The sequence below is a fragment of the Actinoplanes sp. NPDC051475 genome (assembly GCF_040689425.1).
Taxonomy (GTDB): Bacteria; Actinomycetota; Actinomycetes; order Mycobacteriales; family Micromonosporaceae; genus Actinoplanes.
Genome location: NZ_JBFAZZ010000001.1, coordinates 908,045 through 921,560 on the forward strand (window position 1 = coordinate 908,045; position 13,516 = coordinate 921,560).

13 protein-coding genes are annotated in these 13,516 nt (G+C 72.2%); 8 read left to right on the forward strand and 5 right to left on the reverse strand.

What is annotated here, in order from left to right:
• Positions 1–2: 2 nt before the first annotated feature.
• Together AB0368_RS04240 and AB0368_RS04245 are read right to left on the reverse strand one after the other, a co-directional pair.
• Positions 3–359: a YciI family protein gene (locus AB0368_RS04240; protein WP_366152308.1), complete on the reverse strand. Its 357-nt coding sequence runs from the start codon at positions 357–359 to the stop codon at positions 3–5.
• A gap of 99 nt (positions 360–458) precedes the next feature.
• Entirely contained in the window at positions 459–1,460 is a 1,002-nt protein-coding gene (locus tag AB0368_RS04245; protein WP_366152309.1) for a ketoacyl-ACP synthase III, read from the reverse strand.
• Positions 1,461–1,645: 185 nt separating this feature from the next.
• Here AB0368_RS04245 and AB0368_RS04250 point away from each other — a divergent pair, with 185 nt between their 5' ends.
• Together AB0368_RS04250 and AB0368_RS04255 are read left to right on the forward strand one after the other, a co-directional pair.
• A complete protein-coding gene (locus tag AB0368_RS04250; protein ID WP_366152310.1) occupies positions 1,646–3,205 on the forward strand; it encodes a M4 family metallopeptidase in 1,560 nt (519 codons plus the stop codon).
• 65 nt (positions 3,206–3,270) lie between these two features.
• Positions 3,271–3,540: a hypothetical protein gene (locus tag AB0368_RS04255; RefSeq protein ID WP_366152311.1), complete on the forward strand. Its 270-nt coding sequence runs from the start codon at positions 3,271–3,273 to the stop codon at positions 3,538–3,540.
• Between the two features lie 8 nt (positions 3,541–3,548).
• Here AB0368_RS04255 and AB0368_RS04260 read toward each other — a convergent pair whose 3' ends face one another.
• Entirely contained in the window at positions 3,549–4,349 is an 801-nt protein-coding gene (locus tag AB0368_RS04260) for a polysaccharide deacetylase family protein (RefSeq protein ID WP_366152312.1), read from the reverse strand.
• Between the two features lie 172 nt (positions 4,350–4,521).
• Here AB0368_RS04260 and AB0368_RS04265 point away from each other — a divergent pair, with 172 nt between their 5' ends.
• A complete protein-coding gene (locus tag AB0368_RS04265; RefSeq protein WP_366152313.1) occupies positions 4,522–4,941 on the forward strand; it encodes an MmcQ/YjbR family DNA-binding protein in 420 nt (139 codons plus the stop codon).
• A 53-nt stretch (positions 4,942–4,994) separates the two neighbouring features.
• On the opposite strand, the gene AB0368_RS04270 is transcribed toward AB0368_RS04265, so the two are convergent.
• Positions 4,995–7,868 carry a M36 family metallopeptidase gene (locus AB0368_RS04270; RefSeq protein WP_366152314.1) on the reverse strand — a complete coding sequence of 958 codons (2,874 nt, stop codon included), beginning with the start codon at positions 7,866–7,868 and terminating at the stop codon, positions 4,995–4,997.
• 161 nt (positions 7,869–8,029) lie between these two features.
• Here AB0368_RS04270 and AB0368_RS04275 point away from each other — a divergent pair, with 161 nt between their 5' ends.
• The 3 genes from AB0368_RS04275 to AB0368_RS04285 are packed head-to-tail and all read left to right on the forward strand — an operon-like array spanning position 8,030 to position 11,993.
• Complete coding sequence (locus tag AB0368_RS04275; protein ID WP_366152315.1) at positions 8,030–9,481, forward strand: FAD-linked oxidase C-terminal domain-containing protein; 1,452 nt, start codon at positions 8,030–8,032, stop codon at positions 9,479–9,481.
• Complete coding sequence (locus tag AB0368_RS04280) at positions 9,481–10,623, forward strand: FAD-binding oxidoreductase (protein WP_366152316.1); 1,143 nt, start codon at positions 9,481–9,483, stop codon at positions 10,621–10,623. Before AB0368_RS04275 ends, AB0368_RS04280 begins: the two co-directional genes overlap by 1 nt.
• Positions 10,623–11,993 (forward strand): heterodisulfide reductase-related iron-sulfur binding cluster, encoded by a 1,371-nt coding sequence (locus AB0368_RS04285; RefSeq protein ID WP_366152317.1) that lies wholly within the window; start codon positions 10,623–10,625, stop codon positions 11,991–11,993. Before AB0368_RS04280 ends, AB0368_RS04285 begins: the two co-directional genes overlap by 1 nt.
• Before the next feature lie 23 nt (positions 11,994–12,016).
• Here the strand turns inward: AB0368_RS04285 and AB0368_RS04290 are convergent, their stop codons facing one another.
• Positions 12,017–12,340: a putative quinol monooxygenase gene (locus AB0368_RS04290; protein ID WP_366152318.1), complete on the reverse strand. Its 324-nt coding sequence runs from the start codon at positions 12,338–12,340 to the stop codon at positions 12,017–12,019.
• 143 nt (positions 12,341–12,483) lie between these two features.
• Here AB0368_RS04290 and AB0368_RS04295 point away from each other — a divergent pair, with 143 nt between their 5' ends.
• A complete protein-coding gene (locus tag AB0368_RS04295; RefSeq protein WP_366152319.1) occupies positions 12,484–12,915 on the forward strand; it encodes a hypothetical protein in 432 nt (143 codons plus the stop codon).
• A 16-nt stretch (positions 12,916–12,931) separates the two neighbouring features.
• On the forward strand, positions 12,932–13,462 hold the full coding sequence (gene smpB / locus AB0368_RS04300; protein WP_366152320.1) for an SsrA-binding protein SmpB: 531 nt from the start codon (positions 12,932–12,934) through the stop codon (positions 13,460–13,462).
• Positions 13,463–13,516 lie beyond the last annotated feature (54 nt).

Below are 13,516 nucleotides of genomic sequence, written 5' to 3' on the forward strand. Positions count from 1 at the left end.
GGTCAGTTCGGCTCCACCAGGGGACGGATCTCGACGCCACCGTTCCCGGCGGTCACCTCGCGCAGCCGGCTCGCCATGGCGATGGCGGCGTCGAGGTCGGAGGCCTCGACGACGTAGTAGCCGCCGAGCACCTCCTTGGTCTCGAGGAAGGGCCCGTCGGTCGGGGTGGGCCGGCCGTCGGCGCCGGCCCGCAGGCTGGTCGCCGTGCCGGCGGGCTGCAGTTGCGCTCCGCCCAAGATCGCGGGCCCGGCCGTCGCGGCGAACGCCACGTGGGCGGCGTGGCGTTCCTGGAGCTCCTGCGGCGACACCGCGTCCCATGCCTGCTCGTCGCCGTAGATGAGGATCAGGTACCTGGCCATGTCGTGTCCGATCTCGTCGGGGCCCCTGCGGCCCGTTCCTTCCTGCGACGAACGGACCGGACGCGGATCGACACTATCCCCGGGAGAATTCCCGCGGTGTCAGGCGGCGTACCAGCGCAGCAGGGCCGCGCCGACCGACATGCCGCCGCCGAAGCCGGCGAGCAGGACCAGGTCGCCGGCGCCGAGCTCCCCGGCGCGGGCGGCGGTGTCGAGCGCGACCGCCGCGGAGGCGCTGCCGGTGTTGCCGTAACGGTCCAGGACCAGATGGGTACGCGCGGACGACAGCCCCGCCGCGTCCACCAGCTGCTGGATCATGACGCCGTTGGCCTGGTGCGGCACGAAGTGGTCGACCTGCCCGGCGGTGACCCCGGCGCGCTTGAGCAGGGCCTCGAGCACCGGCGGCACCCCGGCCATGACGAAGTCGCGGACGCCGCGGCCGTTCATCCGGAAGAAGTGGTCCCCGTCGGCGACGGTCTCGGCCGAGGCGGGCAGGCGGCTGCCGCCGGCCTTGATGTGGATCAGCTCGTGCTCGTCACCCCTGGTGACAAGCTCGAGGTCGACCAGCCCGTACGGCGCGGGCACCGCACCGACGACGGCGGCGCCGGCTCCGTCGCCGAAGAGGATCGCGGTACGCCGGTCGTCGAAGTCGAGGATGCGCGAGTAGATGTCGGCGGCGACGACCAGCACCACGGCGTCGGGCCGGGTGGCGATCAGGCTGTTGGCCAGCGCGAGGCCGAACACGAAGCCGGCGCAGACGACGTTGATGTCGAAGGCGGCGGCCCGGTGGGCGCCGATGGCGTGCTGCACGAGCGAGGCGGTCGGCGGCTGCGGCGAGTCGCCGGTCGACGTCGAGACGATGAGGTAGTCGACCCGGTCGGCGGCGATGCCGGCGCTCTCCAGGGCCGCGGCGGCGGCACGGGTGGCCAGGTCGGAGGTGGCCTCCTCGGGCCCGGCGAACCGGCGGGCCTCGATCAGGGTCTTCCGGGAGATCCACTCGGCGGTGGTGTCGGTCACCCGCTCCACCAGGGCCTCGTTCGTGACCTCGTGCTCGGGCACGTACGAGCCTGTGCCGAGGATCCCGACGCGCGGTGTCGACTGCATGTCCGGACAGATCGGCTCCGGGAGGCCCCGGTTGAGGAGTCGGCGGGGGTGGATCACGCCAAAGACGTCCGTATATGTTCCTCAGCGTCATACGTTTGTTACCAAAAGGCCTTCCGCTGCCGAAAAATATTCACGAAGCTCTATCTCAGTCCGGCCCCACCCCGGCCGGAACGAGAGGAGAAACGGTGCGCACCAGAGCCATCGTCACCGCGACCGCGCTTGCGTCGGCCGCACTCGCCGCCCCCGCCGCGGCACAGGCCGCCGAGCCGCAGCCCGTCACGCCCGCCCTGGCCGCCTCCCGCGCCACGAGTGCGATCGGCAGCCACGGCGCCGCGTTCGCGGCCGGCGCGTCGGACACGTTCGCTCAGCGCGGCGTGTTCGTCGAGAAGAGCGGCGCGAGCCACGTCCACCTCAACCGCGCGTACCGCGGGCTGGAGGTGATCGGCGGTGACGTCATCGCCCACCTCGGCCGCGACGGCGGGCTGAGCGCCGTGACGAAGACCCAGCAGGCCCCGCTCACCCTGTCGGCAGTGCCCACCCTCAGCGCCGCGAAGGCGGTCCGCGCGGCGGCGAAGGCGCTCGGCGGCACCGCCACCGCGGGCGCCTCCACGACCCTGGCCGTCGACGCGCTGCCCGCGACGCCGGTGCTGGTGTGGCGCACGGTGATCACTGTGAAGGACCCGGCCGGCGGCGACGGCGTCACCCACGTGCTCGTCGACGCGCAGACCGGCAAGGTCGTCGACAAGTGGGCCGACGTGGAGACCGTCGAGGGCTCCGGCACCGGCTACAACGTCGGCACCGTGCCGCTGGACACCACCAAGTCCGGCTCGACGTACCAGCTCAAGGACCCGGTGCGCGGCGGCACGTACACCAACGACATGAACAACCGGCGCTTCGGCCAGGGCACCCTGTTCACCGACGCCGACAACGTCTGGGGCACCGGCTCGCTGAGCAACGACCAGACGGTCGCCGTCGACGCGCAGTACAGCGTCGCCGAGACCTGGGACTACTACCTCGAGAAGTTCGGGCGCTCGGGCATCGCGGGCGACGGCAAGGGCAGCTACAACAAGGTTCACTACGGCAACAAGTACAACAACGCCGGCTGGTCCGACAGCTGCTTCTGCATGGTCTACGGCGACGGTGACGGCACGAACTACGGCCCCTTCACCTCGCTGGACGTCGGCGGCCACGAGATGACGCACGGCGTCACCTCCCGCACGGCGGGCCTGGTCTACAGCGGCGAGTCCGGCGGCATCAACGAGTCCATCAGCGACATCTTCGGCACCCTCGTGGAGTTCCACTCGAACAACACCAAGGACGTCGGCGACTACCTGATCGGCGAGAACATCGCGCTCGACCACACGCCGCTGCGCTACATGGACGACCCGTCCAAGGACGGCAACTCGGCGAAGTGCTGGAGCAGCACGGTCGGCAACCTCAACGTGCACTACTCCTCCGGCGTCGGCAACCACGCCTTCTTCCTGCTGGCCGTCGGCAGCGGCGCGCACACCGTCAACGGCGTCGCGTACAACAGCCCGACCTGCAACGGGAGCACCGTCACCGGCATCGGCAACGACAAGGCGGGCGCGATCTTCTACAAGGCGCTCACCACGTACATGAGCTCGGGCACCAAGTACGCCGAGGCCCGTACGGCCACCCTGAACGCCGCCCGCGACCTGTACGGCGCGGGCAGCACCGAGTACAACGCCACCGCGGCCGCGTGGTCGGCGGTCAGCGTCGCCTGATCCGCACCAGCTTCGGCGGGGCCGCGCACCACGGGTGCGCGGCCCCGCGCCGTACGGAGATAATCATGGACGTGACCAACTGGGAGTACGCACGCCTCGAGTACCGCGCCGCCGGCACGTTCGGCGCCGACCGCTTCATGGACTGGACGGCCACGTTCCACCACCCGGGCGGGGTGCTGCGCTGGGGCACCGACGAACGCTTCGACGACCTGCGCCACCTCAACCGGGCCGGCGCGGCGGGATGGCAGTCCTACGACCGCGCCGCCATCCACGTCATCAACGAACCGCACCGGCTGCACGGCGTCACGTACTCCATGCGCCGGCCGATCCCGTAGCCCCGGGCCTACACGTAGTCCTCGAGCAGGGCGGGGGTGAGACCGGCCTTCTTGATCGCCCGCAGCGCGCCGAGGAAGTCCTTCACGAACGCCTTCCGGAAGTGCATCAGGATGATGTCGCCGGCCCGCACCCGCTTGCCCTCCTGGTAGCGGACCTTGCCCTTGTCGACGGTCTCCTTCCACATGAAGCCCGCCTTCATCCCGCAGTCGTGAGCCGCCTGCAGCGTGGTGGCGTCCTTGTTGCCGAAGGGCGGCCGGAACAGCACCGGGCGGCGCTTGTACCAGCCGGCCAGCCGGTCCGCCGAGCCGCAGATCTCCCGCTTCTGGAACGCGTACGACCGGCCGCGGAGGTTGGCGTGGGTGATGGTGTGCGCCTCGACGACCGCCCCCGCCTTGATCATCGGCCGGAAGTAGTCCGGGTCGTCGGCGATGGCGTCCGTGGTCAGGAACAGGGTCACCGGCACCCGGGCGGCGGCGATCAGCTTCGGCGCCTCGGGATGCTTGAGATAGCCGTCGTCGATGGTCAGGAACGCGACCTTCCGCGTCGTCGGGACCCGCAGCAGGTACGGCACACTGCCGCCGGACGGCAACGCGATCTTCTCGGGCGCCGGGGCCGGCCCGAACACGGGGACGTCCGAATCCCGCCAGCCCGCGTGCTGCTTGTCGGGGCGGCCACCGGAGGGCGCCGAGGCGGACGGGGCCGCAGCGGACGCACCGGTAGCGGCCTTGCGCTCCGACTCGTGACCGGCGGAACACCCCGCCAGCACGAGGGCCATCGTCACCACCGGGACCGCACGCAAGATCGACATGGTCCGACATCGTGGTCCGCACCGTGTCAGACCCCGGTGAAGTGTCCCTCGGCGCTCAGATCATGACGTACCGTGATCATCCACAGTGGTCCGGGCCGACGACCAAGCTCGCACCGGTGGCCGGCCCCGCTGTTGAGCAGTTGGTCCGGCCGGGCGTCGGTTACGGTGAGACGTGTCTGACGATGAGGAGCGGCCGGCCCGGGTCGAGGACGTCCATGAGCTGGCATCGGCCATGCCGCACGTGACCGTCGAGTACGGCAACGGCGAAAACCCGGTCTACCAGGTGGGCCGGAAGTCCTTCGTCTTCTTCCGCAATCCCCGGCCGGACGCGGTCGACCCCGCCACCGGCGAACGCTATCCGGACGTGATCGTCTTCTGGGTCGAGTCGGAGATGGACAAGCAGGCCCTCGTGCAGGACGAGACGTCGCCGTTCTTCACGACCGCCCACTTCGACGGCCATCCGTCGGTGTTGCTGCGGGCGAGCCGGATCGGCGAGCTGACGCGTACGGAACTCGCCGAGGTGATCCAGGACGCGTGGCTGTCCCGGGCATCGGCGCGGCGGGCAGCCGCCTGGCTCGCCGGCCGGGCGTAAGGAGGCGATGTGCAGGGGTACGCGGCCCGCACGGGCCGCGTACCCCTGGACGGTCAGCTGCTGAACACCTGGAACTCCGCCGCGACCGCCGACGTCGCGGCCGGCGAGTTCGTCGCGCAGTCGGTGCTGGAGCGCGGGTCGTTCTCCTGCTCACCGGCGTACAGCGGGTTGCCCGTGCACTGGTTGCTGAGCACCCGCAGCCGGACGTGGGTGGCCAGGGTCGGTCGCACGGCGAAGGACTTCAGCACGAGGTTGGGCACCTTGGGCCGGAACTGGCCGGTGTCGAAGGCGTTCGCCGGGCTGGTGTAGGCCACCTTGAACCCGGCGTCGCTCGCGCAGTCCGCGCCCGCCGTCGCGTTGCAGGTGAGGACCTCGAACTGGCGCACTGTGCTGTACATCGTCGACGTCGACGCGCCGGCCCCCGGGAAGGCGCTGAGCTGCACCCGGGAGACGAGCTTGGCGGTGTCCGCAGGCAGGTCGACGGTGACCTGACGGCCGGCCGCGCCGCCGCTCGCCGTCCACGTCGTGCCCTCGGCATCGTCGGTGAGGCGGCCCGGGTTGGTGCCGTCGCCGGTGATGGTGGCGCCCGCCGCGGCGGACGCGAGGTTGGTGGGCATGACCACGCCGATCTGGCCGGTGACGCCCGGGTACACGGTCTGGGTGAACCGCTTGTGGCCGAATCCCGCGCCGATCGCCAGGAACCGGTAGGTGCCCGGGGCCAGCGTCACCGTCTCCGGCAGCGCGGTGGCCGGGTCGGTGTCCGCGATCGGCGCCGCGCCGTAGTCGTAGTCGCCGACGTAGAGGCGGACCGGCTTGCCGGCGGCCTCACCGAGCGCCTTGAACGTCACCTCGGCGTTCTCCGCGTACGGGGAGGCGAAGCTCGCCACCGGGTCGGCGTCCGACGGTCCGCTGGACGCGCCGGCACCCATGCCGCGGGCGGCGAAGGCGTTCCACAGCAGGTCGGCGTTCGCCCCGTCGAAGCGCAGGGCGTCGGCCGTGATCATGTTGTCGCGCATGTCGAGCATGCTGATCGAGCCGGTGGCCGCCAGCAGGAACGAGTCGAAGACCAGCTGCGCCCAGCGCCGGTTGCCGGGGCACCCGGTCGCCGGGGTGGTGCCCGCCGCGCAGCTCTCCTGCTGGGCGCGGGTGCCGGAGCCGTACCGGGCGATGAAGGCACGGCGGACGTCGAAGTTCGTCGCGCTCCAGATCTCGCCGTCGGAGTGCACGGCCGAGCCCCGGTCGTACCCGTAGTCGGAGTAGTTGAGCGGGCTGTTGCTCATGTCGTAGTTGCGGATGCCGGTCGCGAGGTCCCCGGTCACGTAGCCGCCGGTGACGTACGGGGTGTTCCCCCGCGGGGTGTAGCCGCTCTCGAACAGGTACTCCATCGCGATGAGGTCGGACCAGCTCTCCCCCATCGCGCCGCCCTGGGTGGAGCTGATGCCGCTGTCCGGGCCGGCGATCATTCGGTTGCTGATGGCGTGGCTGTACTCGTGGCCGATGACCGTCATGTCGAAGTCACCGTCGACGCACGGCGGGTACGCGGCCCCGGCGAACGGCTGCCACATGTACATGTTGGTGACCGGCTGCATGCCGTCCGGCGGGGTGTTCTGGTTGGCGTTGTTGCGCGTCGTCGCCGTGGCCGCGCCCTGCTGAGCGTTGCCGTGCTCGGCGTCGCCGCCCTTGCCGTACGGCAGCGTGTTGACCTTCTGCAGGTTCCAGGTCGCCTCGGTGAAGCCCAGCTTGTACGACCAGTCGTGCATCCGGTTGTGCATGGCGAACAGGTTGGCGGTGGCCGCGTCGACGTCCGCCTGCTCGGGCGAGGTCAGCGTGGCCGGGTCGCACTTGCCGGCGTTCCACTGGTTGGTGAACGGGTAGACGTACTCCCGGTCGGGCTTCGCCGTGGCCGGCACCGACGGGGTGCCGTTGCCCCACAGCCGTACGGACTCCGCCGAGTTCCCGGTGGTCGTGAACGTCGGGGTGCCGGTGGTGGCGTCGACGTCCCACGGCTTGCCGGTCGCCGGGTCGAGCACCTGCCGGGAGCAGCCCGTGGCGGTCGAGGCGCACCACGTCTGCCGGGTGTCCGCGCCGTTGGGCGGCGGCGTGGCGGGGAAGACCTTCCAGTGCGGGTCGTCCTCCGCGAAGGTGACCAGGTTCTCGCGCAGCAGCACCTTGCCGTCGGCCGCGTCGACGTACGTCGTGTAACCCAGCGGGTGGTCGGCGTCCTTCGACATGACCACGACCTGGTACGCGGCGCGCGGCTCGGCACCGGGCATGGGCACGGCCACGAGCCGGACGCGCGAGTCGGCGAGCTCGCCGCGGGCGATGCCGGCGTCGGTGAGGGCGGCGGCGAGCGCCTCGTCCGCCTGGAGGCGGGCGGCGGCGGGCTTCGCGTTCCGCGGGCTCAGCGAGGAGGTGACGCGCAGGACGTCGCCGCCCTTGACCGCGACTGCCACCAGGCCGTCGTGGGCGGCGGGCAGGCCGCCGTACCGCTGGCGCATCAGCACGACGGTGCCCGCGCCGACCTTGGTCTGCGCGACGGTCTCGAGATCGTCGACCGCCGCCGAGCGCATGGCGAAGAGGCGGACGCTGTTTCTCAGGTACGCCCTCGCGACGGCCTCGGCGTCACCCTTGAGCCCGGACGCGAGCCGGCCCCGCACGGGCGTGACGGAGGCGGGCGTGCCGAGCTTGTTCCAGCGGGTGACGAGGTCGTCGGCGCGGACCAGCGAGCGCTGGGCGGAGGACGGCGCGGCGGAGCCACCGCGGTTGTCGACGAACGCGTAGTCGTCGGCGAGGTGCTCGCCCGTCAGCGGCGTGGCCGCGGCGGGCGCAGGGTCGGCGGGCGACGCGCTCGCACCGATGGGCGCGCTCGCGATGAGGGTGGTAGCGGCAAGGATTCCGGCCACGGCGGACCGTCTGCGTATGCGCACGCATGCCTCCTGAGATCGTCCTGGAGGGTCTCTCCAGACGACCGAGACATTACGTGACCATAGACGGTCGTAGATGAACTTTCGATATCAACAATGACGATGATCGATGCGGCTCGACGCGGGCGGCGGCCGGCGCTAAGTTGACGACAGGGAGGTCGCCGATGACTCCGCTGCAGGAACTGGCCGGCACGCTGCGGGCCGCGCTGGGTGCCGACCGGATCGTCGACGACCGTCAGGAGCTGCGGACGTACGAGTGTGACGGCCTGGCCCACTACAAGGTCACCCCGGGGCTGGTGGTCCTGCCCCGCGACGCGGACGAGTGCGCGCTGACCGTGCGGGCCTGCACTGCGGCCGGGGTGCCCTTCGTCGCCCGGGGCTCGGGCACCGGGCTGTCCGGAGGGGCGCTGCCCCACGCCGAGGGCGTGCTGGTGGTGACCTCGCGGATGCGCGAGATCGTCGAGATCGCGCCCGCCGACGAGCGGGCCGTCCTCGAGCCCGGCGTGATCAACCTGCACGTCACGAAGGCCGCCACCCCGCACGGCTACTACTACGCGCCCGACCCGTCCAGCCAGCAGATCTGCTCGATCGGTGGCAACGTCGCCGAGAACTCGGGCGGCGCGCACTGCCTGAAGTACGGCTTCACCACCAACCACGTGGTCGGGGCCCAGATCGTCACCCCGGACGGCGACCTCGTCGAGCTGGGCGGGCCGGCCCCCGACACCCCGGGCTACGACCTGCTCGGCGCCTTCGTCGGGTCCGAGGGCACGCTGGGCATCGCCACGCGGGTCACCGTACGCCTGACGCGGCTGCCGGAGTCCGTGCGTACCCTCCTCGCCGCCTTCGCGACCACCGACGAGGCCGGCGCCGCCACCTCGGCGATCATCGCCGCCGGGGTGGTCCCGGCGGCGATCGAGATGATGGACGCCCTCGCGATCGAGGCCGCCGAGGCGGCCGTGGCGTGCGGCTATCCCGAGGGCGCCGGCGCGGTGCTGATCGTCGAGCTGGACGGGCCCGCCGCCGAGGTCGCCGCGCAGTTCGAGCAGGTCACGGCCCTGTGTGAGGAGAACGGCGCCTTCGAGCTGCGGATCGCCGCGGACGACGCCGAGCGGGCGCTGTTCTGGAAGGGCCGCAAGTCGGCGTTCGCGGCGGTCGGCCGGATCAGCCCCGACTACATCGTGCAGGACGGTGTGATCCCGCGGACCGCGCTGCCCGAGGTGCTGCACCGCATCGGCGAGGTCGCCGCGGCGCACGGCGTCCGCGTGGCCAACGTCTTCCACGCCGGCGACGGCAACCTGCATCCGCTCGTGCTCTTCGACGCGGCGGTCGAGGGCGAGGCGGAGCGCGCGGAGACGGTGTCCGGGGCGATCATCGACCTCTGCATCGAGTACGGCGGCTCGATCACCGGCGAGCACGGCGTCGGCATGGACAAGGCGAAGTACATGCCGCGCATGTTCACCGGCGACGACCTGGAGACCATGCACCTGCTGCGTTGCGCGTTCGACCCGGCCGGCCTGGCGAACCCCGGCAAGGTCTTCCCCACGCCCCGGCTGTGCGGCGAGGTCCCGCGGCGGCACTCGGCCTCGGACGCCCCGGCCGCGGCGGAGATCTTCTGATGCGCCGGCGCCCGGCAGGCAGCGACGACCAGGTCGGCGGCGTCCCGGCGCGGTTCGTCGCCGCGCCCGCCGACACGGAGGAGGCCGCGGACATCCTGCGCGCGGCCGATGCCGACGGCCTCGCCGTGGTCGTCCGCGGCGCAGGCACCAAGCTGGACTGGGGGCTGCCGCCGCGCCGGCTCGACCTCATCCTCGACACCCATCGGCTCACCGGCGTCGTCGAGCACGCGGCGGGCGACCTCATCACCGTCGTCCGGGCCGGCACCGTGCTGTCCGAGCTCGACTTCGGCGCCCAGCAGCTTGCCCTGGACTCGCCGCTGCCGGGCGCCACCGTGGGCGGCGCGCTCGCGACGAACACCAGCGGGCCGCGCCGGCTGCTCTACGGGACCGCCCGCGACCTGGTCATCGGCATGACGGTGGTCCGGCCCGACGGCACGGTCACCCGCTCGGGCGGCAAGGTCGTCAAGAACGTCGCCGGGTACGACCTGGGCAAGCTCTTCACCGGCTCGTACGGCACCCTCGGGCTGATCACCGAGTGCGCGTTCCGCCTGCACCCGGTGCCCCCGGCGCGGGCCGTGGTGCTGCGCGAGGCGGACGTGGCCGAGGTGGGCCCCCTGCTCGCCGCCGTCCGTGGTGAGCAGGTGGTGCCCACCGCAGTGGAGATCGACCACGACGGGTCGGGGCCGGTGACGATCGCGGTGCTCGTGGAGGGGACCGCCGAGGGTGTCCGCGACCGGGCGGCCCGGCTCGAGAAGGTCCTGGGCGGCGCAACGGGCGACCTCCCCGCCTGGTGGGGCGCCCTTCCGTGGCCCGCGGGCGGCGTGGGCGTCAAGCTCACCGCGCCGCTGTCCCGGGTGCCGGAGCTGCTGGGAGCCGCGCCGGGCACCACCATCCGCGGTTCGGCGGGCACCGGAGTCCTCTACGCCCACGTCACCGGCGACGTTCCCCGCACGATCGAGCTGCTGCGGGCCACGGCCGTCCGCGCGGGCGGGCACACCGTCGTCCTGACCGCGCCGGAGGAGGTCCGGCACGCCGTCGACATGTGGGGACCGGTGCCCGGCCTCGCCCTCATGCGCCGGGTCAAGGACCGGTTCGATCCGGGGCACCGCTTCGCGCCCGGCCGTTTCGTGGGAGGCATCTGATGGTCGACGCCACCTGGGGTACGCACGAGGCCCCGCGCGACGTGCTCGGCCCGGTGGCCGGGCCCCCCGCGTTCGACGACCACCGGCCGCCGGCCGCGGAGCTCATCGCCGACTGCGTGCACTGCGGGTTCTGCCTCACCACCTGCCCGACGTACGTGCTCTGGGGCGAGGAGATGGACTCGCCCCGGGGCCGGATCTACCTGATGAAGGCCGGGCTGGACGGCGAGCCGATGAGCGACTCGATGGTCCGGCACTACGACCGCTGCCTCGGCTGCATGGCCTGCGTGACCGCCTGCCCGTCCGGCGTGCGCTACGACCGGCTCATCGAGGACACCCGGGCCCAGGTCGAGCGGCGCCACGACCGGCCGCCCCGGCAGCGGGCCCTGCGGGCGGCCATCTTCGCGCTGTTCCCGTATCCGCGGCGGCTGCGGCTGCTGCGCGGGCCGCTGCGGGCGTACCAGGCGAGCGGGTTGCAGGGTCTCGTGGCCCGCAGCGGGCTGATGGCGCGGCTCGGCCCGACGCTGGGCACGCTGGAGTCGCTGACCCCCCGGCTGCGTACGGTTCCCCGCCCGCCGCGACTCGTGCCCGCCGCCGGGACCCGCCGTGCGGTGGTCGGCGTGCTGACCGGCTGCGTGCAAAGCGCATTCTTCCCCGACGTCAACTCGGCGACGATCCGGGTCCTCGCCGCCGAGGGGTGCGACGTGGTCGTCCCGCCGTCCCAGGGCTGCTGCGGCGCGCTGAGCGTCCACAACGGCCGCGAGGCGGAGGCGCAGCGTTTCGCGCGGAGGCTCATCGACACGTTCGACCGGGCGGGCGTCGACCACGTGGTGGTCAATGCCGCCGGCTGCGGCTCGTCGATGAAGGAGTACGCGGAACTGCTGCGCGACGATCCCGCGTACGCCGCCCGCGCGGCCGCCTTCGCCGCCAAGGTCCGCGATCTGTCGGAGATCCTGGTGGAGCTGGGGCCGGCCGCCGAGCGGCACCCGCTGCCGATCACGGTCGCGTACCACGACGCGTGCCACCTCGGGCACGCCCAAGGTGTCCGCGCTCAGCCGCGCGCGCTGCTGGCAGGCATACCCGGGCTCACGGTGAAGGAGATCGCCGACCCGGAGATCTGCTGCGGTTCGGCCGGGGTATGGAACGTCCTCAATCCGGAGCCCGCGGCCGAGCTCGGCGAGCGCAAGGCCCGCACGGTGCTGGCCACCGGCGCGGAGCTGCTGGTCACGGCGAACCCGGGCTGCCTGATGCAGGTGGCCGCCTCGGTCCGGCGCCTCGGCGGGGAGATCGCCCTGGCGCACACGGCCGCGGTGCTGGACGCGTCGCTGCGGGGCCTGGGCACGGCCCCGCTGCTGCAGCGCACATCCGGCTGAGCATCGACGCTGTTCCCGGCCGGTCAGTCGACGGCCAGCTCGCCCAGCTCGGACCAGTCGTCCTGGTCCACCGTCTGGCTGATGATCCGCGGCGTGGATCGCAGATGCGGCGGCAGCTCCTGCTGGGCCTGCTTGAAGTGGGCCGAGCTGACGTGCGCCGCACCGGCGTCCGCGTCCCGGAACGCCTCCACCAGGACGTACTCGTCCGGGTCGTCGAGACTGCGCGACCAGTCGAACCACAGGCAGCCCGGTTCCGCGCGGGTCGCCCGGGTGAAGGGACCCGCGATCTCCGGCCACCGGTCCGCGGACTCCGGCCTGATGAGGAACTTGGCGGTAATGAAGATCATCTCTTCGTCCTCTCGTGCGATCGGTGGCACCTCGTTCCATCTTGCCGATGAGAAGGCGTACGCGCTCAGATGCTGACGACGCGGCGTTGACAAGCGGCGAGCGGGGCGCGGAAGCTACGAACAGTCAGCCGGAAGTCCCCGCCATGGACCTCGCCAGAGCCGCCCAGATCGTTGCGATCATGCTCTCGCCCACGCTGGCCGTGGGCGCGGCGATCTACGCCCCGCGCCTCGCCCGGGCCGTGTGGCACGCGGCCGGCCGGCGTCCCGATCCGCTGTGCCCGCACTCCGCACCGATCGAGCAGCTCGCCACGGACCTGCGGCGGCTGCTGCGCCTGCACGACGACCTGCGCACCAGCACCGAGCCCGGCCTGCGCCAGGTTCGCCTGCGCGCCCTCGAGGCGGCGATCACCGACCTGGCCGTCCAGGCGGCGCGGGCGCTGGGCGTACCGGCCACCGCACCGCCCGCGCACGCGGGCCTGCGCCCGGCCGAGCTGAGCCGGCTGCTGCGCGACCTGACCCACGCGGGCCTGGCGCTGCCTGCCGTCGGCCTGCTGACCGACGGTAGCGGCACGTAGGCTCGCACCCTGGCAGATGCAGCGCCCGGCGGGAACGGGCCGAGGTGAGGAGACGGCCACGCCCAGGGAGACCGGTCGCAAGGTCATCGCGTCCAACCGCAAGGCGCGGCACGACTACGAGATCCTCAAGACGTACGAGGCCGGGCTCGTGCTGGCGGGCACCGAGGTGAAGTCGCTGCGCGCCGGGTACGCGTCGATCGTCGACGCCTTCGCCCAGGAGCATGAGGGCGAGATCATGCTCTACAACCTGCACATCGCCGAGTACGGGTTCGGCTCGTGGACCAACCACGCGCCGCGGCGGACCCGCAAGCTGTTGCTGCACCGGGTCGAGATCGCCCGCATCCTCGACAAACTGCGCGAGCCGGGCATCGCCCTGGTGCCGCTGTCGCTGTACTTCAACGACGGCTGGGCCAAGGTCGAGCTCGCCCTCGCCCGCGGCAAGCGGGAGTACGACAAGCGCCAGGCGATCGCCCGGCGCGACGCCGACCGCGAGATCGCCCGCGCCCTCGGCCGGCATCTGAAAGGCCGCACCCGCCCGTCGTCCTAAATGGGTTTTGCGCCGCAAAACCGGCGCCTCGGACGCGCCCCGAAAGGATTTTTT